29 protein-coding genes and 1 pseudogene are annotated in these 22,554 nt (G+C 57.2%); 16 read left to right on the top strand and 14 right to left on the bottom strand.

What is annotated here, in order from left to right; translation table 11 throughout:
- The first annotated feature begins 32 nt into the window (after positions 1 to 32).
- Together ACW81B_RS05705 and ACW81B_RS05710 are read left to right on the top strand one after the other, a co-directional pair.
- The gene (locus tag ACW81B_RS05705; protein ID WP_491579254.1) at positions 33 to 1,556 is read left to right on the top strand and encodes a fumarate hydratase; all 1,524 of its coding nucleotides are present in this window, start codon (positions 33 to 35) and stop codon (positions 1,554 to 1,556) included.
- Between the two features lie 62 nt (positions 1,557 to 1,618).
- Positions 1,619 to 3,187: a cyclic-di-GMP receptor FimW-related protein gene (locus ACW81B_RS05710; protein ID WP_491579255.1), complete on the top strand. Its 1,569-nt coding sequence runs from the start codon at positions 1,619 to 1,621 to the stop codon at positions 3,185 to 3,187.
- 54 nt (positions 3,188 to 3,241) lie between these two features.
- Here the strand turns inward: ACW81B_RS05710 and ACW81B_RS05715 are convergent, their stop codons facing one another.
- Positions 3,242 to 3,997 (bottom strand): LysM peptidoglycan-binding domain-containing protein, encoded by a 756-nt coding sequence (locus ACW81B_RS05715; protein ID WP_491579256.1) that lies wholly within the window; start codon positions 3,995 to 3,997, stop codon positions 3,242 to 3,244.
- A 184-nt stretch (positions 3,998 to 4,181) separates the two neighbouring features.
- Positions 4,182 to 4,517: a DUF4398 domain-containing protein gene (locus tag ACW81B_RS05720; protein ID WP_491579257.1), complete on the bottom strand. Its 336-nt coding sequence runs from the start codon at positions 4,515 to 4,517 to the stop codon at positions 4,182 to 4,184.
- A 127-nt stretch (positions 4,518 to 4,644) separates the two neighbouring features.
- Here ACW81B_RS05720 and arsC point away from each other — a divergent pair, with 127 nt between their 5' ends.
- Genes arsC through ACW81B_RS05735 form a run of 3 tightly spaced genes read left to right on the top strand, consistent with a single transcriptional unit; the run spans position 4,645 to position 5,962 of the window.
- Positions 4,645 to 4,995 carry an arsenate reductase (glutaredoxin) gene (gene arsC / locus ACW81B_RS05725; RefSeq protein ID WP_491579258.1) on the top strand — a complete coding sequence of 117 codons (351 nt, stop codon included), beginning with the start codon at positions 4,645 to 4,647 and terminating at the stop codon, positions 4,993 to 4,995.
- Between the two features lie 2 nt (positions 4,996 to 4,997).
- Positions 4,998 to 5,594: an NAD(P)H:quinone oxidoreductase gene (gene wrbA / locus ACW81B_RS05730; RefSeq protein ID WP_491579259.1), complete on the top strand. Its 597-nt coding sequence runs from the start codon at positions 4,998 to 5,000 to the stop codon at positions 5,592 to 5,594.
- Positions 5,591 to 5,962: a DUF2069 domain-containing protein gene (locus ACW81B_RS05735; protein WP_491579260.1), complete on the top strand. Its 372-nt coding sequence runs from the start codon at positions 5,591 to 5,593 to the stop codon at positions 5,960 to 5,962. Before wrbA ends, ACW81B_RS05735 begins: the two co-directional genes overlap by 4 nt.
- 39 nt (positions 5,963 to 6,001) lie before the next feature.
- Here the strand turns inward: ACW81B_RS05735 and hda are convergent, their stop codons facing one another.
- Genes hda through ACW81B_RS05750 form a run of 3 tightly spaced genes read right to left on the bottom strand, consistent with a single transcriptional unit; the run spans position 6,002 to position 8,326 of the window.
- Complete coding sequence (hda, locus tag ACW81B_RS05740) at positions 6,002 to 6,715, bottom strand: DnaA regulatory inactivator Hda (protein ID WP_491579261.1); 714 nt, start codon at positions 6,713 to 6,715, stop codon at positions 6,002 to 6,004.
- Positions 6,712 to 7,257: a CDP-alcohol phosphatidyltransferase family protein gene (locus ACW81B_RS05745; RefSeq protein ID WP_491579262.1), complete on the bottom strand. Its 546-nt coding sequence runs from the start codon at positions 7,255 to 7,257 to the stop codon at positions 6,712 to 6,714. The genes hda and ACW81B_RS05745 overlap by 4 nt, the downstream gene beginning before the upstream one ends.
- A 10-nt stretch (positions 7,258 to 7,267) precedes the next feature.
- Positions 7,268 to 8,326, bottom strand: a complete 1,059-nt coding sequence (locus ACW81B_RS05750; protein WP_491579263.1) for a DUF2066 domain-containing protein — start codon at positions 8,324 to 8,326, stop codon at positions 7,268 to 7,270.
- Between the two features lie 138 nt (positions 8,327 to 8,464).
- On the opposite strand from ACW81B_RS05750, the gene purM reads away from it, so the two are divergent.
- From purM to ACW81B_RS05765, 3 genes are read left to right on the top strand one after another with little or no spacing between them, the layout of a single operon-like run.
- Complete coding sequence (gene purM, locus ACW81B_RS05755) at positions 8,465 to 9,523, top strand: phosphoribosylformylglycinamidine cyclo-ligase (protein ID WP_491579264.1); 1,059 nt, start codon at positions 8,465 to 8,467, stop codon at positions 9,521 to 9,523.
- Positions 9,516 to 10,175: a phosphoribosylglycinamide formyltransferase gene (gene purN / locus ACW81B_RS05760; protein WP_491579265.1), complete on the top strand. Its 660-nt coding sequence runs from the start codon at positions 9,516 to 9,518 to the stop codon at positions 10,173 to 10,175. Before purM ends, purN begins: the two co-directional genes overlap by 8 nt.
- A 23-nt stretch (positions 10,176 to 10,198) precedes the next feature.
- On the top strand, positions 10,199 to 10,957 hold the full coding sequence (locus ACW81B_RS05765; RefSeq protein ID WP_491579266.1) for a DUF3108 domain-containing protein: 759 nt from the start codon (positions 10,199 to 10,201) through the stop codon (positions 10,955 to 10,957).
- An 11-nt stretch (positions 10,958 to 10,968) separates the two neighbouring features.
- Here the strand turns inward: ACW81B_RS05765 and dcd are convergent, their stop codons facing one another.
- Positions 10,969 to 11,538, bottom strand: a complete 570-nt coding sequence (gene dcd / locus ACW81B_RS05770; protein WP_491579267.1) for a dCTP deaminase — start codon at positions 11,536 to 11,538, stop codon at positions 10,969 to 10,971.
- An 81-nt stretch (positions 11,539 to 11,619) separates the two neighbouring features.
- The gene (locus ACW81B_RS05775) at positions 11,620 to 12,999 is read right to left on the bottom strand and encodes an L-serine ammonia-lyase (RefSeq protein WP_491579268.1); all 1,380 of its coding nucleotides are present in this window, start codon (positions 12,997 to 12,999) and stop codon (positions 11,620 to 11,622) included.
- A 204-nt stretch (positions 13,000 to 13,203) separates the two neighbouring features.
- Here ACW81B_RS05775 and ACW81B_RS05780 point away from each other — a divergent pair, with 204 nt between their 5' ends.
- Entirely contained in the window at positions 13,204 to 13,398 is a 195-nt protein-coding gene (locus tag ACW81B_RS05780) for a type II toxin-antitoxin system VapB family antitoxin (RefSeq protein ID WP_491579269.1), read from the top strand.
- Positions 13,395 to 13,787, top strand: a complete 393-nt coding sequence (gene vapC, locus ACW81B_RS05785; RefSeq protein WP_491579270.1) for a type II toxin-antitoxin system VapC family toxin — start codon at positions 13,395 to 13,397, stop codon at positions 13,785 to 13,787. Before ACW81B_RS05780 ends, vapC begins: the two co-directional genes overlap by 4 nt.
- Positions 13,788 to 13,802: 15 nt before the next feature.
- Here vapC and ACW81B_RS05790 read toward each other — a convergent pair whose 3' ends face one another.
- From ACW81B_RS05790 to ACW81B_RS05810, 5 genes and pseudogenes are all read right to left on the bottom strand, one after another.
- Positions 13,803 to 14,063, bottom strand: coding sequence for a hypothetical protein (locus tag ACW81B_RS05790; RefSeq protein WP_491579271.1), 261 nt, complete (start codon positions 14,061 to 14,063; stop codon positions 13,803 to 13,805).
- Positions 14,064 to 14,684: 621 nt separating this feature from the next.
- Positions 14,685 to 15,371: a methionyl-tRNA formyltransferase gene (locus tag ACW81B_RS05795; protein ID WP_491579272.1), complete on the bottom strand. Its 687-nt coding sequence runs from the start codon at positions 15,369 to 15,371 to the stop codon at positions 14,685 to 14,687.
- 159 nt (positions 15,372 to 15,530) lie between these two features.
- Positions 15,531 to 15,746 carry a hypothetical protein gene (locus ACW81B_RS05800; RefSeq protein ID WP_491579273.1) on the bottom strand — a complete coding sequence of 72 codons (216 nt, stop codon included), beginning with the start codon at positions 15,744 to 15,746 and terminating at the stop codon, positions 15,531 to 15,533.
- A 108-nt stretch (positions 15,747 to 15,854) separates the two neighbouring features.
- Positions 15,855 to 17,237, bottom strand: a complete 1,383-nt coding sequence (locus ACW81B_RS05805) for a class II fumarate hydratase (protein WP_491579274.1) — start codon at positions 17,235 to 17,237, stop codon at positions 15,855 to 15,857.
- Positions 17,238 to 17,293: 56 nt separating this feature from the next.
- Positions 17,294 to 17,386 (bottom strand): annotated as a pseudogene (locus ACW81B_RS05810) (4Fe-4S binding protein); the annotation flags it as partial.
- 89 nt (positions 17,387 to 17,475) lie between these two features.
- Between ACW81B_RS05810 and ACW81B_RS05815 the strand changes: the two are divergent.
- The 6 genes from ACW81B_RS05815 to ACW81B_RS05840 all read left to right on the top strand — a co-directional run bounded on the left by ACW81B_RS05815 (position 17,476) and on the right by ACW81B_RS05840 (position 20,055).
- Positions 17,476 to 17,643, top strand: a complete 168-nt coding sequence (locus ACW81B_RS05815; protein ID WP_491579275.1) for a hypothetical protein — start codon at positions 17,476 to 17,478, stop codon at positions 17,641 to 17,643.
- Positions 17,644 to 17,645: 2 nt separating this feature from the next.
- A complete protein-coding gene (locus tag ACW81B_RS05820) occupies positions 17,646 to 17,807 on the top strand; it encodes a hypothetical protein (RefSeq protein WP_491579276.1) in 162 nt (53 codons plus the stop codon).
- A 9-nt stretch (positions 17,808 to 17,816) separates the two neighbouring features.
- The gene (locus tag ACW81B_RS05825) at positions 17,817 to 18,482 is read left to right on the top strand and encodes a class I SAM-dependent methyltransferase (RefSeq protein ID WP_491579277.1); all 666 of its coding nucleotides are present in this window, start codon (positions 17,817 to 17,819) and stop codon (positions 18,480 to 18,482) included.
- 73 nt (positions 18,483 to 18,555) lie between these two features.
- Positions 18,556 to 18,927: a hypothetical protein gene (locus ACW81B_RS05830; protein ID WP_491579278.1), complete on the top strand. Its 372-nt coding sequence runs from the start codon at positions 18,556 to 18,558 to the stop codon at positions 18,925 to 18,927.
- A 285-nt stretch (positions 18,928 to 19,212) separates the two neighbouring features.
- Entirely contained in the window at positions 19,213 to 19,476 is a 264-nt protein-coding gene (locus ACW81B_RS05835; RefSeq protein ID WP_491579279.1) for an EF-hand domain-containing protein, read from the top strand.
- Between the two features lie 324 nt (positions 19,477 to 19,800).
- A complete protein-coding gene (locus tag ACW81B_RS05840) occupies positions 19,801 to 20,055 on the top strand; it encodes a TIGR02647 family protein (RefSeq protein WP_491579280.1) in 255 nt (84 codons plus the stop codon).
- 13 nt (positions 20,056 to 20,068) lie between these two features.
- Here the strand turns inward: ACW81B_RS05840 and ACW81B_RS05845 are convergent, their stop codons facing one another.
- Both ACW81B_RS05845 and ACW81B_RS05850 read right to left on the bottom strand, forming a co-directional pair.
- Complete coding sequence (locus ACW81B_RS05845) at positions 20,069 to 21,703, bottom strand: methyl-accepting chemotaxis protein (protein WP_491579281.1); 1,635 nt, start codon at positions 21,701 to 21,703, stop codon at positions 20,069 to 20,071.
- A gap of 241 nt (positions 21,704 to 21,944) precedes the next feature.
- Complete coding sequence (locus ACW81B_RS05850; protein WP_491579282.1) at positions 21,945 to 22,400, bottom strand: c-type cytochrome; 456 nt, start codon at positions 22,398 to 22,400, stop codon at positions 21,945 to 21,947.
- Positions 22,401 to 22,554: the final 154 nt, after the last annotated feature.

Below are 22,554 nucleotides of genomic sequence, written 5' to 3' on the forward strand. Positions count from 1 at the left end.
GCGCCATTTGTTCCCTTTCGCAGGAAAAGCCCATGAACGTCATTGTCCAGGAAGACTTTATCCAGACCGTCGAAGGGGCGTTGCAGTATATTTCCTATTATCACCCGCTCGATTTCGTCCATGCCATGCACCGCGCCTGGGAACTGGAACAGTCGCCGGCGGCGCGCGACGCCATTGCCCAGATCCTGATCAATTCCCGCATGTGCGCGGAAGGCAAGCGACCGATCTGTCAGGACACAGGCATTGTCACGGTATTCGTCGATATCGGCATGGACGTGCGCTGGGACGCGAAAATGACCGTCGAGGAGATGATCAACGAAGGCGTTCACCGCGCCTACCTCAACCCCGACAACCCGCTGCGCGCCTCGATCGTGGAAGACCCGGCGGGCGCACGCCGCAACACCGGCGACAACACCCCGGCGGTGATTCACAGCCGCGTGGTGGCCGGTGACAAGGTGTCCATCACCCTGGCGGCCAAGGGCGGGGGCTCGGAAAACAAGTCCCGCTTCACCATCCTCAACCCGAGCGACAGCGTGGCGGACTGGGTGGTGGACCAGGTGCCCGGCATGGGCGCCGGCTGGTGCCCGCCGGGCATTCTCGGCATTGGCATCGGTGGCACTTCGGAAAAAGCCATGCTGCTGGCCAAGCAATCACTGATGGCGCCCATCGATATCCATGAACTGCAACAACGCGGCCCATCGAACACCGTCGAGGAACTGCGGCTGGAAATTCTCGACCGCGTCAACAAGCTCGGCATTGGCGCACAGGGGCTGGGCGGCGTGACCACCGTGCTCGACGTAAAAATACTCGACTACCCCACCCACGCCGCCTCCAGCCCGGTTGCCATTGTCCCCAACTGCGCCGCGACCCGGCACATCCACCTGGAGCTCGATGGCAGCGGCCCGGTATTCGCCACACCACCGTCGCTCGATGAATGGCCGCAGATCCCCTGGGACCCGACCACCCGCTCGCGCCGGGTCAACCTCGACGAACTCGATACCAGGGCCATCCGCGACTGGAAGCCGGGTGAAACCCTGCTGCTCAGCGGCCACCTGCTCACCGGGCGCGATGCGGCGCACAAACGCATTGTCGACACGCTGGCCAGGGGCGAAGCCCTGCCTGAGGGTCTGGATTTCCACAACCGCTTTATTTACTACGTCGGACCGGTCGATCCGGTCAGGGGTGAAGCCGTCGGCCCGGCCGGCCCCACCACAGCCACGCGCATGGACAAGTTCACCGATACACTGCTGGAGAAAACCGGCCTGATCGGCATGATCGGCAAGGCGGAGCGTGGCCCGACGGCCATCGAATCCATCAAAAAACATCACGCCGTCTACCTGATTGCCACCGGTGGTGCCGCTTACCTGGTCTCCAAAGCCATCCGCAGCGCCCGTATCGTCGCCTGGCCGGAACTCGGCATGGAGGCCGTCTACGAGTTCGAGGTGGAAGACATGCCGGTTACCGTTGCCGTCGACAGCCACGGCGTTTCTGTCCACCAGACCGGCCCCGCGGAGTGGAAACAGCGCATTGCCGGCATAGAAATCGTCACAGAGTAGTCCAGATCTGGCAAAACCAACCGATATAGAGGGCGTTACCGAGGACGGGAAGACAGGGACGCGTGCAAACACTGCAACTCACAATACCGGCGCAGGACAGAACGGGAGCCTCTATCCACATCAAACCGCGCGAGGTGCGCGAGTGGCTGGACAACCTTCCCTACCTGGACCTGCAACGCGCGGCCAGTATCGCCAGCCAGCAGTTGCGCATCATGAATCGCCAGCCCATGGCCGTCACCGCACGTGTCGAGACGCTGGGCGACTTCCTGAATGCCTGGCACCGACTCAGCTCCGCCCTGCCGACCAAGATCAGCCACAATGACCTCATCAGCGCGCTGTTGAAACGCCTGTGCCAGGACATCTGTTTCGGTTACAAGATTATTGTCGACGACCTGGTCAACAAGAAAGCCGGCTTTATTGAAGCGCGCCAGCTGCCCCAGGCGCTGCTCGGCGCCATCTACACCCTGGGACTGCAACTGGCCCATTACTACAGCCACTACCAGCGTGCGCCGCGCGCACTGTGGAGCGAGTGCCTGGCACTGTTCCGCTTTGCAGTGGAAAACGATCGCGCCAGTTACCGCGGCGAACTGCCCGGCGCAGGCAATCTACAGCTGGATGAATGTTTCCGCCTGACCGCGCTGCTGCGACAAACCGACCCCTATCACCTGCCCACCGGCATGGTCGCAGCACTCGACCGCTATTTCCGTCACCACATGGCCTTGAGTTCCATTGACATCAACCCGGATAACAACGGCGAGCACCCCGGCTACCCGCTCATGGAAACCTGGCGTCCAGGCAATGGCCTGCGTGAAACCACGCTGGTGCTGCAAGTGGAAGAACTGGTTCAGCAACTCGCCGGCGATATCGACAAGCTGGCTCAATACCGGCAGGCACAGGCCGTCGGCCTGCCGTCAGACATCCCTGCCTCCACCCTGCTGCACACCTTCCGCCAGTTGCACGCCCTCTGGGAAGCCAGGCCGGACCGTCAGAATAACCGCGAAGACGCGCATGCACGTATTGAACTGGTCAATGGACTGGACAGTGCGTATTGCATGATCAACCAGGGACGCTGTTTTGATCCATCGCTGTTTATCAACCCCGGCGAACAGGATGTCATCAACATCAGTGAACATGCAGCCCCCGAAGCCGGCGCCAACCCACTCGCGCCGGCATTCACCTGCACCAGCCTGAACCGTGGCGATGGCGGCGTGGCGGTCCGCTACCAGGGCAATCAGCGGCCTTATCCCAGGGTGGGTCAACTGGTCGCCCTGCGTCGTCCGGGGACCCGTACACAGGCCAGGTGGGTACTCGCCGCCTGCCGCTGGCTGGTCGAAGCTGATACCGGTAACGGCTTCGAAATGGGACTGCAATACCTGAGTCGTGACCCGCAGCCGGTGATTATCCGGCTGCCTGACGAAACCGGTCTCGGCGGTGACTACAGACCGGCCATCGCCGCCATGCAGAAACGCGGTTCAGACCGCATCCTCACCCTGACGACCCACTGCGACCAGTTACAGGCGGGCATGGCGTTCACACTGCACGACAAACGCGGTCCGCATGCGGCGCGCTGCATCGAGCAACTGGAATCCGAACCGGGTTACGAACGCTTCATCTACACGCTTTCTGACTGACAAAAAAGGCCCCGAAGGGCCTTTTACCTGACCTGCCGATACGGGCAGTACGGCTTACCTGAGTTCGAGCGAACCCCCCAGGTAGTTGCGATCACTCTCTTCCACCACACCGATCGACCAGGCACCGCGGTTACGCGCATGGTCCACGGCAGCTTCGACTTCAGCCGCTGTCGGGTTGCGGTCCACCGTCAGCATCTGGCCGGGGTAGATCAGGTCTGCATCCTTGATCTGGTCACGGTTGGCCTTGTAGATCAACGGCCACTGGTAGGGGTTGTTGTACACATCAGACTTGCCGGAGATTGACCACAGGCTGTCACCACGCACCACTTCAACCTTGATGGAAGCTGCACGCAGCTCTGTCACCAGCGGATTGAGCAGATCGTAAGCCTTGCGTCCCTCACCGTTGCCAATGGCGGCACCGGCCGCATTCAGCGTGCTCTTCTGCCCGGCTGTCAGGCCACTGGCATTTCCTGCCTCGGCGTACAGCACCTTGGCGGCTTCCAGGTAATACTGGTTGACTGCCAGCTCGGCCTGGCTGCGTGCCTTGTTGGCGAGTTTGATAGCTGTCGCCTCGTCACCTTTTGCCGCAGCAGCTTCAGCCTTCTTGAGAAATTTTTCGGTATCACGCCAGATCCATTTCACGGACTTGGCACTGGCAATAGCGGACTTGGCGCTATTGATTGCCTGCGTGACTTCTGCACTTGGTCCTTTCGGCGCGGGTTCCTCCTTGGGCGTAGTGGCACAACCTGCAACCAGACCCAGGGCGAGAACGACAGGAATCAGTGCTTTGCCGTTAAGAATTCTTTTCATGAAAGTTACTCCGCTAGTGGTTGATCCTTGAGACTTTTTTCGTCTTTCGGCGTTTTTGTGAAGCTACCACCCGTATGAACCGGGTGTCAAGCAATCCAGACGGGCCATACTATACCCCCGCATTAACCCGAAAGGACGTATCAGGCCGGGAAAAATTCCCTCCCTGACGTTATCCTGGTCCAGCTTACTCGGCGCTGGCGTCCTGCGCGGCCTGGCGCGCCTGGATAGCCTCGTCGCGTGCCTGGCGCGCACTGCGCCGGGCGTCACGAAACCGGCGGTCATTGAGCATCTGCTCGGCTGTCTTCAGGGACGTCAGCGCCCGCTCCAGTTCCGTGTTCGCAAACCGTTCCGCACCTGCTGCACGCGCGGCATCAATGGCCTGGCGTGCCTCGCTCATTTCCTGCACGGGCGCCGTCTTGCACCCCACCCCGACAAACAGCCACGCAGTGATCAGCAACAGGGTGAGAAACCGGGTACCGGGTGTGCGTAAACCTGCTGTTTTAAGTTGATGGTCAAACATTCGCAATGGGTGCTATATCAATAGGGTCAACACGCTAGCACTGCGCTATGACCGGGTCAAGAAAGCTCTGTACTGGATCGGCTCGATCACGCAGAATACGGCCGCGATCTGCAAGGAGTCCGACACGATGACCGACGTTACCATTTATCACAATCCACGCTGCAGCAAGTCACGCCAGACACTCGAATTACTGCAGGGAAAAGGGATCGACGCCGACGTGGTGGAATATCTGAAAACACCGCCGGACGCCGCTCAGCTCGATCATATCCTGACACTGCTCAACCTTGAGCCACGCGAACTCATGCGCAGCAATGAAAACGAATACCGCGAACAGGGCATGGACAACCCGCAGCTGACCCGCGCGCAACTGATTGCCCTGATGGTCCAGTACCCGAAAGTGATCCAGCGCCCCATCGTCATCAAGGACGGCAGGGCCGCCATCGGGCGTCCCCCGGAAACCGTACTGGAGATCCTCTGACCATGAGCAACATTCTGGTGCTTTATTACAGTCGCTACGGCGCCACAGAGAAAATGGCGCAACTCATCGCCCGTGGCGTGGAAGAAATCGACGGCATGCAGGCCGTGGTGCGCACGGTGCCGGCCGTATCGACCGTGTGCGAAGCCGTTGAAGACAGTATTCCCGGGCAAGGCGCGCCCTATGCCAGCCTCGACGAACTGCGCGACTGCAGCGGGCTGGCACTCGGCAGCCCCACCCGCTTTGGCAATATGGCCGCACCGTTGAAATACTTTATCGATTCCACCGGCAGCCTGTGGCTGGGCGGCGAACTGTCCGGCAAACCGGCGGCTGTATTCACTTCCACCTCATCGCTGCACGGCGGGCAGGAAACCACCCTGCTGTCGATGATGCTGCCGTTGCTGCACCACGGCATGCTGATCACCGGCATCCCCTACAGTGAAACCGACCTGTTGCACACCGATGCCGGCGGCACACCCTATGGCGCCAGTCACCTGGCGGGCACCGACAGCAAGAACCCGCTGACGGATGCAGAACAACGCCTGTGCCTCGCGATGGGCAAACGCCTCGCCGAAACAGCGCGAAAGCTCGAAGCGCCGTGAGTTCAAGGGCACGACTCTATTACGCACTGACCCTGTTCGGCTACTTCGGCATCATGGCACTGCTGCCGGTGTGGATCGGCTGGTTCAAGCCGCCCGGCCTGCTGATTCCACCCGTAGCGATTGCGCTACTGGCGCTGCCGCTATTCTTCGCACTGCGCGGCATGCTGCATGCGCGCCGCTATACCATCGCCTGGAGCCTGTTCCTGTCGCTATTCTATTTCACCCACGGTGTCATCGAGGCCTGGAGCGAACCCGTGGCCCGCTGGGGTGCGCTGGCGGAAATCATCCTCTCGACCTGCTGGCTGGTGGCCGGTATCGCCTGGATACGCGCCACCTCACCAAAACAAAACCCATATTTGGGGTCATAATTTGGGGTCAGAGTAAAAACTTTCGCCAAGCGCAAGTTTTTACTCTGACCCCAAATTATTCAAATTATTGAGCACTGATTTAACGAAGGGAACCGTAAGTTTGCGGCGCGCCACAAGCGACGCTTCATCGAGCCGGTCCAGTGTGTCGAACAGGGCCGGCAACTCACGCGGCAGGCGGCGCAACAGGTAAACGGCCGTTTCATCCGGCAATTCGCAACCTTTCTGCCTGGCACGCAACTGCATGGCCTCGCGGCGCTGATCGTCATCCAGCGCATGAATCGGGTATACCACGCCCCAGCCAAGCCGCGACACAAGGTCCGCCAGGCCGATATCCAGTTGCGCCGGTGCGCACAGCGCGCTGACCAGCAACCGGCCGCCCCGTTCACGCACACGGTTATAGAGGTGAAATACCGCTTCTTCCCAGTCTGCCCGGCCGGCGATCTGCTCAATATCATCCAGACAGACCAGGTCGAACTGTTCCCAGCCTTCCAGTACTGCGGGCGGCATAACATCGACATCGTTCAGGGAAAGATAGGCCACGCTGCGACCGTGTTCTGTGGCCGTGTGACAACAGGCCTGCAACAGGTGTGTCTTGCCCGAACCGGATGGACCCCAGCACAACACAAAAGCTTCGCCCTCACCCGTGGCGCAACGGCACAGCTGGCGTACCAGTTCGGCATTGGGTCCGGCCACATAACTGGAAAAACGCGCCGAAGCACGCAGTTGCAGCTCCAGCGCCAGCTGATGACTCATGAATGTTCCCGTGCCCGGCGGCCCCAGGTAATCACATAGTCGAGTCCGCTCCAGATAATACTGACGGTAACGGCATACACCAGCCAGCTAATCCACTGGCTGTCACCGTAACCGGTTGCCTGGTGAAACAGCACCAGCAACACCAGCACGATCTGCAAAACGGTATTGAGCTTGCTGATCAGGGTGGGCTGCGCCTCGAGCCGTTCCACGTGATAGTTATATATCACGGCCCCGGCCACGATCACGATATCACGCGATACCACCAGCGCCAGCAACCAGACAGGCAGTAAACCGTTCCAGGTCAGGGCGGCATAACAGGAAATCAGCAACGCCTTGTCGGCCAGCGGGTCAAGCAGTGCACCCAGCCGACTGGTCCAGTGATAGTGCTTGGCGAGAAAACCGTCCAGCGCATCGGAAAACCCGGCAACAAAAAACAGCACCAGTGCCAGCAGGTATCGTTCTTCCAGCAACGCCCAGGTCACCGGCAGCACCAGCACAATGCGGCCGAAGGTAATCAGGTTGGGGATATCGCGTGCTTGCATACTGACAGGATTATTGAATCAACCGGAACTGCCAGGGCGCATCGACTTCGGTCGCAACCGGCTGCAGCACCCGGCCCAGCCGGATCAGTCTCACGAGACTTTGTTCATCGGTGTTCAGTTGCAGGGAAAACCGGACTTCATCGCCTTGCACCATCGCTACCTGCACCTGCTCGACGGGGCTCAGTGAGGCCAGGTACTTCTGCACCCGTGCATAGTCATCCAGCCGGTTAATGCCCTGCACCGTCACAACACGACTGCCCTGGTCATTGCTGGCCACTACGGCATACTGGCTGGCCAGCAGACCGGCCGCCTCCGACAAGCCCCTGAACACAATATCCTCGGCACTGTCTGCATGTAGCGTCCAGTTCTGGCTGGCGCCTGCACCCAGCAACGACCACTGACCGCTCCAGCCATTGGACGAGCGGCGCACACGGCCGATTAACACCACCTGCGGACGATAGCGCTCCGAGGCTTTCTGCACCGGGCCCAGGAACCCGCCCCACAGGTCGGAAAAACTCACCGCACGCTGGTCCTGAAGGTCGAGCAACGGCAGGCTGGCCGGCAGACCGCTGTGCTGTGCCGCTTCGCGCAGCGCGTCGACGAGCGGATTCTGGCTGGCATCAGACAACAGGAAACGCCGGCCATTGTCATCCACAGCCAGCCACACCAGCACATCCGGCCGGTCACGGCCCCAGTAGGGCAGGCCCAGCTTGCGCAACTCGCGCGTCAACGCCACTTCGTCGAATTGCGCCCACAAACGCAACTGCGGCGCTTCATCCGGTGCAGCCGGAGGCATTTCATTGAAACGATACTGCGCCACGAAACGCCCGGGGTTATGCAGTAACGCGCGAGCCGCCGCGTTGTCAGTAATAGCGGCGTCCCCGGTGATGCGTACCAGCACCGTGGCCAGTGCCTGCTCCAGCGCCGCCTTGCGCGCTTCCGCGTCGCGTCCGCTGGCCGGCGCATCAGCCTGGAACAGCGTATCCAGGCGCGTCGCCAGCGCTCCCTGCCCAAAGGCCAGCAGGCACAGACCACACAACAGCACGCGACGCAGAATCGTTCCTCTCATTACTGTCCCCGAAAATATCGAGTCCGTACCTTACCATAGGTCGATAACAGGTCTCAGCACCCGGCACCCAACCGCCGGGTGCATTTCACCGGCCACGGTTTCCTAGTACCATGGCGCTTTTCCCGTTTGGAGTCCGCTGTGTCCGGCCAGAATTCCTCATCTTCCGGTTCGTCGATCAGTTACCGTGACGCCGGTGTCGATATCGACGCCGGCAATTCACTCGTCGAACGCATCAAGCCCGTCGTTGCTAAAACCCGCCGTCCCGGCGTGGTGTCCGGCATCGGGGGTTTCGGTGCCCTGTTTGAACTGCCGCTGGACCGCTACCGCCAGCCACTGCTGGTATCCGGCACCGACGGCGTCGGCACCAAGCTGAAGCTGGCCATCGACAGCGGCAAACACGACACCATCGGCATCGACCTGGTGGCCATGTGCGTCAACGATATTATCGTGCAGGGCGCCGAGCCGCTGTTCTTCCTCGACTACTATGCCACCGGCAAGCTGGACGTGGACACTGCCGCCGATGTGGTAACGGGCATCGGCCGCGGTTGCGAACTGGCAGGCGCCGCGCTGATCGGCGGCGAGACCGCTGAAATGCCCGGCATGTACAAGGCCGAGGATTACGACCTGGCCGGCTTCTGTGTCGGCATTGTGGAAAAGGACAAGGTCATCGATGGCCAGTCGGTACAGGCCGGCGATGCGCTGATTGCGCTGGCCTCCTCCGGCCCGCATTCCAACGGCTATTCGCTGATCCGCAAAATCCTCGACGTCACCGACAGCGGTTTCGACATGCCGCTGGATGGCAAACCGCTGATCGACTGGCTGCTGGAACCCACGCGAATTTACGTCAGGTCACTGCTGGCGCTACTGGAACAGGTCGACGTTCACAGTCTGTGCCACGTCACCGGTGGCGGCCTGCCGGAGAACCTGCCACGCATGTTGCCGGAAAACACCGTCGCCCGCATCGACACCACCAGCTGGCAGTGGCCGGCCGTGTTCCGCTGGTTGCAGGAACAGGGCAACGTGGAGCGTTTCGAGATGTACCGCACCCTCAACTGTGGCGTCGGCATGGTGATCTGCGTACCGGAAGCCGAGTGCGACAAGGCCCTCGCGCTGCTGAACGCGCAGGGCGAAAGTGCCTGGCGACTGGGCAGCGTGGAAGCCGGCAAGGGCGAGGCGCGCGTCGAACTGAATGACTGATGCGACAGCCCCGTTGAAGCTGGTGGTGCTGATCTCGGGCCGCGGCTCCAACCTGAAAGCCATCCTGGATGCCATTGACGCCGGTAAACTGTCCGCCGTGGTCAGCGCTGTCATCAGCAACCGTGCCGACGCGCCCGGCCTCGACTATGCCCGCGAGCGCACTATCGACACCATCGCGCTGGATGCCGCGGATTACCCCGACCGTGAAGCCTACGATCACGCGTTGCAGGGCATGATCGACCTGTTCAACCCCGGGCTGGTGGTACTGGCCGGGTTCATGCGCATCCTGTCGCCTGCGTTCGTGCGTCACTATGCCGGGCGCCTGATCAATATCCACCCTTCCCTGTTGCCAGACTTTCGTGGCCTCGACACGCACCGGCGAGCGCTCCAGGCCGGCCACCGGGAACACGGCGCCAGCGTCCACTTTGTCACTGAAGAACTCGATGGCGGCCCGGTGATTGCCCAGCTGCGTGTACCGGTACAGCCGGATGACAATGCCGACACCCTCGCGCAACGCGTTCTGGAACAGGAACACCGTCTCTACGTTACTGTCATACAGTGGATTGCAGAAGGCCGTGTCACGCTGGAAAACGACGGCGTGCACCTCGACGGCAAACGACTGGAAACACCGAAACAACTGGAGGCGCAGTGACACGACACCCGGATACATCAGGATTGAGCCCGCTGCTGCGCTGCTTTACTGCGCTCATCCTGGCGATCATCATCTCACTGTCCACCCAACCTGCCGCCGCCGGTGCAGAAGAACCCTACCCCGAGTTTGTTGCGAAATACCTCGTGCGCGTCAATGGCATCAAGGTTGGCGAAGCCACCTTCTCCCTGGTGCATAAAGGCGCTGACGAATACGTATACCGGCAACGCTCAAAATCAACCGGAGTCGCCGCCCTGCTGGGATCGGACACCTCCACCCAGAGCAGCCGCTGGCGCTACGTGGATGGCCGCATCCAGCCGCTGGAATTCCGCTCGGAACGCAAGCACGGCGATGACGATGATAACGCCCACCTGCTGTTCGACTGGGAAAAACTACGCGTCGAAAACCGCGGCGCCGGCAAACACTGGAACATTGAAATGCCGGAAGGCACGCTGGACAGCCTGGTGATGCAGATGGCCATGCTGTTCGACCTGCGCGACGGCAAGACCCGGCTGGAATACCCCGTCGCCACGCGTGGACGTATCAAACGTTATGTGTTTGAAGTCACCGGCCGGGAAAACATCGAGCTGCCGTTCGGGAACTACGAAACCATCCGTGCCGAGCGCAGGGACGACAAAAAAGACAAAAGCCTGGTATGGGGCGCACCGGCACTGGATTACTTCCCGGTACGCTTCCTGAAGCAGAAAAAAGCCGGTATCAAAGTGGAAATCCTGCTGCAGAAAGTTGATTTCAACCCGCAGCCGGCGCAGGACGCCGCCGACTAGTACAGCGCGCTTCAGGCCCTGGGCAGCGTCACCCCGGTCTGTCCCTGGTACTTGCCGCCGCGATCCCGGTAAGACGTCTCACAGACCTCGTCCGCGCCCAGGAACAGCACCTGCGCCACACCTTCGTTCGCATAGATCTTCGCCGGCAACGGCGTGGTGTTGGAAAACTCCAGCGTCACGTGGCCTTCCCACTCCGGTTCCAGCGGCGTGACATTGACGATAATCCCGCAACGCGCATAGGTGGACTTGCCCAGGCAAATGGTCAACACATCGCGCGGGATGCGGAAATACTCCACCGTACGTGCCAGCGCAAAGGAATTGGGCGGGATAATGCACACATCGGACTGCACATTGACGAAACTGTTGTCGTCGAAGTTCTTGGGATCAACCACGGCGGAATTGATGTTGGTGAAGATCTTGAACTCGTCGGCACAGCGGATATCGTAGCCGTAACTCGATGTGCCATAGGAAATTACCCGGCCCACACCCTCATGCTCGCGCACCTGCCCCGACACGAACGGTTCAATCATGCCTTCCTGCTCCGCCATGCGGCGAATCCACCGATCGGATTTAATCGACATCGTCTACCCTGCACTGGAAATTCGAGCGGCTACGATACCGGGAAACGGGGCGTAAAAAAAGTGGTAAAAAACCCCTTGTCATCAGCATTCTGTAATCGTAACAGCCAGCCCGCCCAGGGACGTTTCCTTGAACTTTTCAGACATTTCCTCACCCGTTTGTTTCATTGCAGCAATGCATTTATCCAGCGACATAAAGTGTTCGCCCGTCCCGTGCATAGCAAGAGAGGCGGCAGTATATGCCTTGATTGCACCAAAACCGTTGCGCTCGATACAGGGCACCTGAACAAGACCGTTCACAGGGTCACACGTCATACCCAGGTGGTGTTCGAGAGCAATTTCAGCCGCATGTTCGATCTGTTGGGGGGTGCCTCCCCGAACAGCACATAACCCGGCCGCGGCCATGGAGGCGGCAGACCCTACTTCTCCCTGACACCCCACTTCCGCCCCGGAAATTGAGCTGAGATGTTTAATAAGACCGCCGATAGCACTGGCCGTTAACAAAAAATCTCTCACTTGCCGAGTCGTTCCACCTTGATGGATCTCCAAATAGTACAAAACAGCGGGTATCACACCCGCCGCACCGTTTGTAGGCGCAGTAACAACCATATGCCCGGCCGCATTTTCCTCATTGACAGCCATGGCATAGGCACACAACCAATCGTTAACATCTGCCCGATCCGGCTGCTCCTTGAGTTGCTGGTGTAATCCTTTCGCGCGTCGCTGTATGTCCAGCCCTCCAGGCAACGTGCCTTCCGTGTCCAACCCCCTTTCTATACATTGCCTCATCGCCTGCCAGATTAAATCCAGCCCCTCATCCAGGGTTTGCCCGGAGATAAAAACAGTCTCATTTCGTCTCTTCATTTCTGCAATGGATAAACCACTGCGATCTGACATGGCCAGCATCGATTGCACCGTATCAAACCCATAAGGAAAGTCGTCAACGGCTTTCATTTCAAGCGGTGCGACTAACTGGCTGATTTCAGATAATGTGCTTATGAACCCGCCACCGATGGAGAAGTACGTTTCGGAGAGCAGCGCTTCTTCATTGCCATCAAGCAACTCAAAAATCATACCATTTGGATGTTCCGGCAAAGGTTTACCGGTATCAAAAATAATGTCTTTGCTTGCAGAGAATAAGGCGCTGTGTGTGCCATCGATATCAATGGAGGTGTTTTTCCAGACCTGATCAACGAGCGTATCCAGATCCACATTTGCCACATCCCCAGGCAAGTAATCATTCAGACCCAGCACTACAGCACGATCCGTTGCATGGCCTTTTCCTGTTGCGGATAAAGAACCTTTTAGCGTGCACCGAATAACGATGCCCGCGGGAACCTTGTGCGTCAGGCAATAGTTCCTGACAAGGTGCAAAAATTCCCGAGCAGCCAGCATAGGCCCCATGGTATGAGAGCTTGACGGACCCACTCCGATTTTCAAAAGATCAAGAACGCTGATGAACATACTTTTACATTTCGACTCCAGGTGGACTCTTCGCATTTGTTACGTTTTACGCCCACTTTATCTTCAAGTCACGGCATGTACTGCACAATCTCGAAGGTACAGATTGATGAGGGGGTATGTACGCTACATGGGCGCTTGAAACCGACCCTCCAGATATGCTCTAATGTGTACATATGCATTAGATTATACACATTCGGAGTGATTATGCGCACCAATATTGTTATCGATGACAAACTCATGGCTGATGCACTTAAACTCACCGGCGCCAAAACCAAGCGTGAGGCAGTTGAGCTTGGCCTCAAGGCACTGATTAAACTAAACAAACAGCAAGCCATCAAGAAATTTAAGGGCAAGCTCAAATGGGAGGGCGATCTTGATAGCATGAGACTCAACAGATGATCTTCGTCGATTCCAGTGTCTGGGTTGATTACTTCAACGGCATCTCGACACCTGAGTCTGACAAACTTGATTCATTGCTTGGCATTGAGCCTATTGCCACCGGAGATTTGATTCTTGCTGAGGTTTTGCAGGGCTTCAGAAATGACAAGGACTACAAAACCGCAAAGAAACTACTTGCATCACTTACCGTATTCAACATGCTCAATACCAGCATCGCTGTAAAAAGCGCCGATAATTTCAGGCTGCTAAGAAAGAAAGGCGTTACCGTCAGAAAAACGATTGACTCGATTATCGCAACCTTCTGTATTGAGTATAGCCTGCCACTACTTCATTCTGATAAAAACTTCCATGCATTTCATAAGCACCTGCGCTTAAAAAATGCGATTTAGCACATAACGCCCGCATCAGCCACTTTTGTCAGTCTGCTGGATGTATTCGTTAACGGCCGTTCCGCTACCGAGCATAACTAAACCAGAGAGAAACAGTACTGCTGAGGCAGGCAACGGAACAGGCTGAAGCGATGAATAGTTACCGATATACAGGTTTCCCGTTGCTTCAAATGCTCCGCTCAAAGCCGGGAATTCAGAAAATAACAATATATTACCAACCTCATTCATAGTACTACTAATGCTGGAAAATATAGCAGTATTAGATAAATCAGGCATCGTTGGCGCGTCATTGAATGAAAATATTGTGACTGTTAGGCCAATTATTCAATGACAAAGCAACAACTTAATCATTTTTGATGAGCGTCTGAGTGAAACAAATGGAAAACGAGACCGCAAAAATATACGACGCCTTCAGACACGTCCACCTCTGTGTACACCACCTCCAGGTTACCAACGGCCTCTCTGCGTTTATTCTTATTCATTCTGAAACGGTGACTATGCCCGTTCAGGCCGTATCCAGCTCAATTTTTACACGCATTCCCAGAACCTGGGTCGATTTCCCAAAGGCCCTGTTCCAGCTCCCTGACAACCGGCATACCCAACGGCCAACCGTACTGATTGCAGCTCAATCTGTTTGAAAATCGGGACTTGATGGCGCTGCTCAGAGGTGACCCACCTCGCGATAATCAACCCAATAGTGGTCATATGGTGTTGCGCGGACAGGGTGATGTTTATCCTGTTACCAGGATTGCAGGTATGCCGATGATTTCATCTCTATCCTGGTTCTGTCCAGCGTTATCAACCCGTTTTTTCCAACGGCGGGACCTTTATGATGGGAATCGATGGCGTGCCACAGATCCCGGTCTCTTCGTAGATTCAAGGCGCGCATAGGTCAAGTTATTCATGCTGATCGGGCCGGGGGTGATAACTGGCCCGGGCCTCGTCCTGCGGTATCGATGCCAGTCGATCATGCAGGCAATCGGCCATGCTCTGGATAAAGAGCTTCACACCGAATTCGGCCACCCAGGCGTCGAGCTCGGCGTTGCCGCGCTTGTCAGGCAGTGGCAGTCTCTGTTGTGCAACAATATTGCCGGCATCAACCCTGTCAGTGACTTCGTGCAGGGTCAGGCCGGTGCGAGTTTCCTGCAGACGCAGTTGCCAGTAAAGCGGTGCGGGACCGCGGTAGGCCGGTAACAGCGACGGATGCAGATTCCAGCACGCCAGGCGCGGTACGCCTCGCAGTGCCGCCGGCAGCTTTAGAGGAAAACAGGCAATCAGACCAAACTCCGGGGCCCGTGTGCCGAGCTTCCGGATCAGCTGCGGGTCATCAAGTGTCTGTGGCCGGTAGAGCGGTATGTCGTGTGCAGCTGCCATGCCTGGCAAACCGGTAGACTGTACCGGTGTTTCCACACTGACAGGAAACCGGGTGTCGATAGGGGTACGGTCTGGTGCGGGTAGAACGACAGCATCAACCTGTACACCGCTTGACAGCAGGCGTTCGAACACCGGGCGGGAATAACCGCCTTCACTGCCAAACAGGATGACCCGGCGGGCCACATTCGGGTCAATCGGTCGCCGTGTCACAAGGCATGCGGGTGAGTTGGCCTGATCATGGCGTCATCATACCTTCGTCACCGCGCAAAATAACACCGCACACCCAGCGTGACAACGGAATGTGCCAGTCCGCATACGTCATGCATCCTTGACTTCGGCTGCAAGAACGCGCCGCAGGGTGTTTTCCGTTCAGCTTGTCGGCGTTACCCGTGTAAACGTGTACTCGCTGCCCTGACGCCGGGCCTTGATACCAACGCGTTCAAACAGTATCTCCTCACCATCATCAATATTGCATGGATCACCACCGACAGCGATGAAACCTTCACGGGTGACCCCACAGTGAATGACGCCGAGTTTGTCGTGCCTGGTGGGTGCAAGTGTCAGTGTTTCAGCATTTTCCGACATATCCAGTATCTCCGGTTCTGTCCGATGGCTGTCCCCGCTACCGGCGTTGTTATTGCAGGAAACAGGGACATCTGCCTGAAGTCTAGTTCAAATTCCGGTGATGCACGGTTACTTTTCCTGTTTCCCTGTCAGGCGAGCGGGATCGAGCAGTGATTCAAGTTCTGCGCGGCTGATGTCGGTCATCTCCCCGGCCACATCGAGCACGGGTCGCCCCTCTGTCCAGGCGCGACGGGCTATGGCGGCACTTTGCTCGTATCCGACAACAGGATTCAAAGCCGTCACCAGCACCGGGTTACCCATTAATGCGCGGGCCAGCTGTTCATGGTTGACGGAGAAGCCACGGATTGCCTTTTCATCCAGCGCACGCACCGCGCCGGCCAACAGTTTGATACTCTGCAACAGTTCATGGGCCACCAGCGGCAACATCGTGTTCAGCTGGAAATTACCGGACTGCCCTGCGACGGTGATTGCCATGTCATTACCGATCACCCGGGCACACACCATGGCCACGGCCTCCGGTATCACCGGGTTCACCTTGCCCGGCATGATGCTGCTGCCGGGCTGCAGCACCGGCAGTGTAATCTCGCCCAGCCCGGCAAGCGGCCCGGAGTTCATCCAGCGCAAATCATTGCTGATCTTCATCAGGCTTACCGCCAGTGTCTTCAGGTGACCGCTCATCGCCACGGCGGCATCCTGCGTGGCGATGCCTTCAAACAGGTCTGCATTGATAACGAAGTCGATCCCGGTCTCGCGCGACAGCAGTGCGGCGACACGCTGTCCGAAATCGGGGTGTGCATTGACGCCGGTGCCGACCGCGGTGCCACCGAGGGGAAGCTGACGCAGGTGCTGCATGCCCGAAGTAATGCGTTGCATGCCCTTTTCTATCTGAGTGCGCCATGCACCCATTTCCTGGTCCAACCGTACCGGCAGCGCATCCATCAAATGCGTACGCCCGGTCTTTACAACGCCGGACAGCTCCGCAGCACGGCTGGCGAGCGTGGCACGTAACTGTTCCAGGGCCGGTAACAGATCGTTGTGCAGGTCGAGGCACGCGCTGACATGGATGGCGCCCGGGATGACGTCGTTGGAGCTCTGACCCAGGTTGACGTGGTCATTGGGGTGCACGGCCAGACCCGAACGTACCGAGGCCAGGCGTGCGATGACCTCGTTGGCATTCATGTTGGTGCTGGTGCCCGACCCGGTCTGGAACACGTCCACAGGAAACTGCTCGTCATGCTGGCCGGTGGCGATTTCGTCCGCGGCCGTGCTGATGGCCCCGGCCATACCGGTGTCCAGCAGGCCCAGACCTGCATTGACCCGGGCTGCAGCGGACTTGATCATGCCCAGCGCACGAATAAACAACCCTGGCATGCGCAACTCGCTGATCTGGAAATTCTCCACCGCACGCTGCGTCTGCGCGCCGTACAAGGCCTGCGCCGGAACGCGCAGCTCACCCTGGGAGTCATACTCAATGCGATAGCGCTCCGACATCGTTGCCAGACCTCCGTCTACCTGAAACCGGCGTGTCATAACAATTATGAGACGCAAATAAGCTCGCGCCACTCTTTGAAGTGGTACTCGAAAATACGCGTTTCGACAATGGCATCCACCGGACAGGCTTCCTCGCAAAAACCACAGTAAAACAGGTTCTATCCCACTACCTGACTTCGCACAGCCCTGCACCTGTAACTATAGACTGTGCTATTAATTAACCTATCCGGCAACCGGGATGCCGGAGGGAGAAATCGATGATGAGGCGATGGGGCAGACAATGATCTTCAGACAGATGTTAGATTATGAGTCTTTTTCATACACTTACCTGATCGCGCAACGACGTGGCGGTGAGGCGCTCATTATCGACCCCGTGGTGGAGAACGTATCCCGTATAACGGTATGACAGTGAGCAGTATCTACGAGGAAAAACGCTATAACCCAGGACTCCAGGTAACGTCCCGGGATGAGTATGTGGAAATGATGAACAACCTGAAGCATCCCGATCCCAGGCTGCTTGACATGGCCGTGCCCGCCAACCGTGCCTGTGGAAAGATCCAGGCATCCTGAGAACAGCATATGTCCAATAAAACATTCACCCTGCCCGATGCGCTATATGACTACGTACTGTCCGTGTCTCTCCGCGACGACCCGCTATTACGGCGTCTGCGCGAGGAGACCGCGAAGGACTCCATGGCGATGATGCAGATAGCACCGGAACAGGGGCAGTTCATGGCATTGCTTGTACAGCTGATGGCCGCGCGCAAAGCTCTTGAGATCGGAGTCTATACAGGCTACAGCGCATTGTGTGTCGCAAGGGCACTGCCTGATGATGGCAGACTGGTGGCCTGCGATATCAGTGAACCCTGGACGAGCGTGGCACAGCGCTACTGGCGTGAAGCAGACGTCATCGGCAAGATCGACCTGCGGCTCGCCCCCGCACTGGAAACACTGGATCAATTGATACAGGCCGGTGACACGGGCACATTCGATTTCGCCTTTATTGACGCGGACAAGGGAAACTATCTTGCCTACTACGAGCAGGTGCTCGAACTGCTGCGGCCCGGCGGATTGATTGCAATCGACAACACACTATGGTCGGGAAGCGTGATTGATGCATCCTGCCAGGACACAGATACCCGGGCCATCCGGGCATTCAATGAAGCTTTACATACCGACACCCGGGTACACATCAGCCTTGTACCGATCGCTGACGGGCTGACGCTCGCCCTCAAGCGAGCTTAAGGTGCAGCTCCCGAGCATGCCATATAGATAATACTGTCTATACCTGGACAAGATGGGTGACAAGGCCGTGAAGATGAGCAGCAAAAGGGCAATCGCAACGCCTGTGGCCTACTGGATCGTGACAGCGGGCTGTATTCTGGCAACGCTAACAGCACTGGCTCCACAGCCAACCGGAGCATACCGGCTTTCCGGCGCTTTTTTGATGCCGGGAATAATGCCCTACCTCGTGTATGGAACCTTCACCGGGATTCTAAAGTGCTGTCCATTGATCGGTGCAGGTGTCGCCCTGCTGCTTGCCGATCTTGTCGCCCGCTTTGGCGCCCAGATCATCCACACCGCTCACGCCAGTGCCATGCCGGCTGTGTATTTATCGCTGATCCTGACCCTGCTGGTGATTCCCGCCGGAGCGGCCATGGGCAAACTGACCGCGAAGTTCTGGCCGTAACTTCGACGAGCTGTTGCGCGTCATTGATTCGCTGCAACTCACCGGGGATACGCTGAATCCCGGTGGTATCCAGGCAGGCTGCTTCGCGGAACCACTGCACAGTACGGTTGATGCGCTCTAGGCACAGTCTGGTCCGCCCGGTCAAACCAGGCTTCGACCAGGTCGTCTTTTCGCGGAAAGCCCTGGCGCCACTCCAGCCAGCGGGAGTTCCCAGCCAGTTCATAAGGGTTGAATTGAACACCGGATGAGTTCGTCTAGACTCAAATAAGAGAAGAGGATCCCGACATGATCAAGCATACGTTTATAGTGGTTGTGATTACCTGCCTGTCTGCCATGACTGCATTGGCCGCAGAAGACTCCGACAAATCTGAAATGCGTTTTGACAACCTGGATCAAAATCAGGACGGCCATATCAGCCTGTATGAGGCCAGGGGCAAGCATCGCGTGTTCCATTACTACCAGCAGGCCGATAAAAATGAAGACGGTCATCTGGACAGGATTGAATTCAGCGCATTTGAGGTTGAAGTTCCGGATTACAAGACAGAATAACACCCTGTCGATCTCGATCAGTGCGAACTTCAGGACCACGCCGGGGACGGCGACCCGGAGAAAGGCTATGCCGTACTGTCGCTTTTCGGCCAGAACAGGCTATTCGAAATGGCCTTAAGCCCGTTCTGGAACCCCTCCTCGGCGATGACCCCACCATAATCGAGTAATATAGCCTTGTTTTATAGGGCCTTCCCGGGTTCTGATGTATAATGATTCAGCGTTCTTTCTGGCCTCTGCCCGGCAGCCGCAGCAGCGGGTACCACAAGGCCTTGTGTAAACGGCGCGGTTGACAGGAAAGACCCGGAAGCGAAAAGGTAAAAAACCATGCACTACACCGAAGAAGAAACCGCTGAACTCAATATATTGATGTATTACAGTCTCCGCAGCAGCGACCAGGGTATCAAGATCCACTCATCCGCGGCAGCGGAGAAAATCGCAGCCGTGCAGCGTCTGTACGAGAAAGGTCTGGTGACCCAGAAAGACGGGGGGTATCTGACGGACCTGGGCAGGGAAGCCGCGGAGCATGCACAGTCGCTGATTCTTATGCTGGCACCGCACAAGCATAGTATTGCGAGCTAAACCCGGGGGCACTCTACATCTTGAACTGACCCACCAGCGACTGCAGTTGTGTTGACAGTTGCGCGAGATTTTCACTGGCGGCGGCGGTCTGCCCGACACCCTGGGCCGTTTGATCACCAATCTGACTGATCGTACTGATATTACGGTTTATCTCTTCGGCTACCGCGCTTTGTTCCTCAGCGGCACTGGCAATCTGGGTATTCATATCGTTGATCGTATTGACGGCCTGTGTGATGGCCTTGAGTGACTGGCCGGCTGCTGCAGCCTGCTCGACACTGGCCTGTGCCTGTGTACGGCCCTGCTCCATGACCTGCACAGCCTTGACCGCACCCGACTGCACACGCTCTATCATGCTCTGTATCTCAAGTGTCGACTGCTGGGTTCGGCTGGCCAGGGTACGCACTTCATCGGCGACCACGGCAAAACCACGACCTTGCTCACCGGCACGCGCCGCTTCGATAGCTGCATTCAATGCCAGCAGGTTGGTCTGTTCGGCAATGCCACGTATCACGTCAAGGACCGTTCCGATACTCTCACTGTCCACTTCCAGCTGATGAATAACCTGTGCGGCGGCTTCCACTTCACCCGCCAGACTGGTGATCGTATTCGTCGTTTTATCAACAATACCCTCACCCTCCCGCGCTTCCTGGTTGGCTGTCGCCGCAGCTTCAGCCGCCTGCGCGGCATTCCTTGCGACTTCCTGCACTGTTGCCGTCATTTCATTAATGGCTGTTGCTACCTGCTCTGTTTCACGTAGTTGCAAGTGCACCCCTTCATTACCCTGTTCGGCAAGGGCCGACATTTGACTGGAAGCACTTCCCAGTTGAAGCGTAGAACTGTTCACCTCGGACAGAATGGCTTCAAACTTTGTCAGCATCTTGTTCAGTGCAACAGCCGCCTGACCCACTTCATCCTTGCTGTCCAGGTCGACGCGTAATGAAACGTCGGAGTCGCGCTCAATGGTTTCCAGTGTTTTTCTCAACCTGTTAACCGGTGACGAGATGGAAGCAGAGAACAGGTATCCCAGCACCGAAACCAGCAGAATAACTGCGACACCCGCACCGACAAACCATTTGCTTACATCAGCGTATAACTTACCGGCAAGCTGACGCTCCTTCAGCGCTTCGTCCTGGTGAAACTGGGAAAGCGCGGAAACAGCCTCACTAACCGGATCTACAACCATATAGAGTGGCCCGTTGTACTGGCCAAGTTCACCGTTGTTGTCTTCGCCCATTGCGACCAGCGTCTCCTCTACCATACTGAGGTATTGGTCTGCTGCAACGAAGGCCTTTTCAATTGTCGTGGCCAGTTCTTCTTCATGGCCGACCATTTCCCTGCCTCGATAGCTGCTCCAGTTTTCTTTTATTCGACGGCGGGCATCACGCAGACTGGTCAACGCCTCATCCGGGTAGATCAAATCTGTGTGTGCCTTGTTGATCGCATCGATAATACTGACAGCATAATCGTCAGAAATACTTTTAAGTAACTTGAGAGGCACCACGTGGTCATCGTAGACCCGGCCCACGCCTGCATCAATGCGCTTGAATATGCTTACGGAAGTGAGTGTGACAGCCAGCAGCGCCAGGATCGACAGAACCACCAACACCATGAGTCTGGAACGTACTTTAAGATTCTGAATGAGCTGCATTTTCATCTTACTCCATGTCCCGCGGTCACCTGACTGCACTGTGCCGTTTATCCATTTCGGAGTACATCGTTATACCAGACAGCCCTAACCTGTTGAGTAAACGTGTAGTTCCGGAACAAAAACGCAACCCTGCGAGCTGTCCAGACACTGTATCGACCTGCCACAAATATACTTTATCAATGCGGGTATTGCTGATACACCGGCACGCCCGGGCGGGCGTGCCGGTGTAATGGTCAGTGCTCTAGTTCCTGGTAACCCTGGAGGCGTACTTGACGGGCAGGTAGCGCAGATAGGCGATAATTTTCCAGATCTCATCGTCTTTCAACTGGTTCTTGAAAGCTGGCATCGCGGTGCCCGGGCTGCCTTCGCGAACGGCCCAGAAAAAGTGCTGGTCAGGATGCTGTGTCGTGTAGGACACATGCAGGAAACTGGTCGGTTTGGGCTCCAGTGAATTGCCGATCGGTCCCTTGCCGTTGCCGCGCGTACCGTGACAGGTACTGCAGTTTTTGCGATATAGCTTTTTACCCTGCTTGAGTACCACCTTGTCTTCAAAAACATAGGGATTGCTCAGCGCCTCGATCTCGGGGGGTACTGCGCTGTACAGACGGTCACCGGCATCAGCAGCACCCGCCTGAGCGCTCAGCATGGCGGAAACCAGTATCAGCCCGGCATTGAAAATCTTTATGTTGGTGTTCATGTTCCTTTCCTCTAAGCAGTTAAAAATAAATGAATAATTATGTTTTCTGGTGATTCGTGGCCCTGAATATGCTCCCCTGCAGGCCCACCAGGCTGGTACATAATAATATTAGTGTTTTATTAACTTCTTGATTTACGTCAAGTGAAAGGAACCT

The sequence above is a fragment of the Thiogranum sp. genome (genome assembly GCF_058323355.1).

Coding starts and splice junctions, on each gene's coding strand:
- ACW81B_RS05835 (WP_491579279.1), top strand. CDS start 19,213: ATGATCAAGCATACGTTTATAGTGGTTGTGATTACCTGCCTGTCTGCC.
- ACW81B_RS05845 (WP_491579281.1), bottom strand. CDS start 21,703: ATGCAGCTCATTCAGAATCTTAAAGTACGTTCCAGACTCATGGTGTTG.
- wrbA (WP_491579259.1), top strand. CDS start 4,998: ATGAGCAACATTCTGGTGCTTTATTACAGTCGCTACGGCGCCACAGAG.
- hda (WP_491579261.1), bottom strand. CDS start 6,715: ATGAGTCATCAGCTGGCGCTGGAGCTGCAACTGCGTGCTTCGGCGCGT.
- ACW81B_RS05825 (WP_491579277.1), top strand. CDS start 17,817: ATGTCCAATAAAACATTCACCCTGCCCGATGCGCTATATGACTACGTA.
- ACW81B_RS05790 (WP_491579271.1), bottom strand. CDS start 14,063: ATGCCTGATTTATCTAATACTGCTATATTTTCCAGCATTAGTAGTACT.
- ACW81B_RS05705 (WP_491579254.1), top strand. CDS start 33: ATGAACGTCATTGTCCAGGAAGACTTTATCCAGACCGTCGAAGGGGCG.
- arsC (WP_491579258.1), top strand. CDS start 4,645: ATGACCGACGTTACCATTTATCACAATCCACGCTGCAGCAAGTCACGC.
- purN (WP_491579265.1), top strand. CDS start 9,516: ATGACTGATGCGACAGCCCCGTTGAAGCTGGTGGTGCTGATCTCGGGC.
- ACW81B_RS05840 (WP_491579280.1), top strand. CDS start 19,801: ATGCACTACACCGAAGAAGAAACCGCTGAACTCAATATATTGATGTAT.
- ACW81B_RS05815 (WP_491579275.1), top strand. CDS start 17,476: ATGCCGGAGGGAGAAATCGATGATGAGGCGATGGGGCAGACAATGATC.
- dcd (WP_491579267.1), bottom strand. CDS start 11,538: ATGTCGATTAAATCCGATCGGTGGATTCGCCGCATGGCGGAGCAGGAA.
- ACW81B_RS05750 (WP_491579263.1), bottom strand. CDS start 8,326: ATGAGAGGAACGATTCTGCGTCGCGTGCTGTTGTGTGGTCTGTGCCTG.
- ACW81B_RS05830 (WP_491579278.1), top strand. CDS start 18,556: ATGAGCAGCAAAAGGGCAATCGCAACGCCTGTGGCCTACTGGATCGTG.
- ACW81B_RS05720 (WP_491579257.1), bottom strand. CDS start 4,517: ATGTTTGACCATCAACTTAAAACAGCAGGTTTACGCACACCCGGTACC.
- ACW81B_RS05780 (WP_491579269.1), top strand. CDS start 13,204: ATGCGCACCAATATTGTTATCGATGACAAACTCATGGCTGATGCACTT.
- ACW81B_RS05800 (WP_491579273.1), bottom strand. CDS start 15,746: ATGTCGGAAAATGCTGAAACACTGACACTTGCACCCACCAGGCACGAC.
- vapC (WP_491579270.1), top strand. CDS start 13,395: ATGATCTTCGTCGATTCCAGTGTCTGGGTTGATTACTTCAACGGCATC.
- ACW81B_RS05805 (WP_491579274.1), bottom strand. CDS start 17,237: ATGTCGGAGCGCTATCGCATTGAGTATGACTCCCAGGGTGAGCTGCGC.
- ACW81B_RS05715 (WP_491579256.1), bottom strand. CDS start 3,997: ATGAAAAGAATTCTTAACGGCAAAGCACTGATTCCTGTCGTTCTCGCC.
- ACW81B_RS05775 (WP_491579268.1), bottom strand. CDS start 12,999: ATGTTCATCAGCGTTCTTGATCTTTTGAAAATCGGAGTGGGTCCGTCA.
- ACW81B_RS05850 (WP_491579282.1), bottom strand. CDS start 22,400: ATGAACACCAACATAAAGATTTTCAATGCCGGGCTGATACTGGTTTCC.
- ACW81B_RS05745 (WP_491579262.1), bottom strand. CDS start 7,257: ATGCAAGCACGCGATATCCCCAACCTGATTACCTTCGGCCGCATTGTG.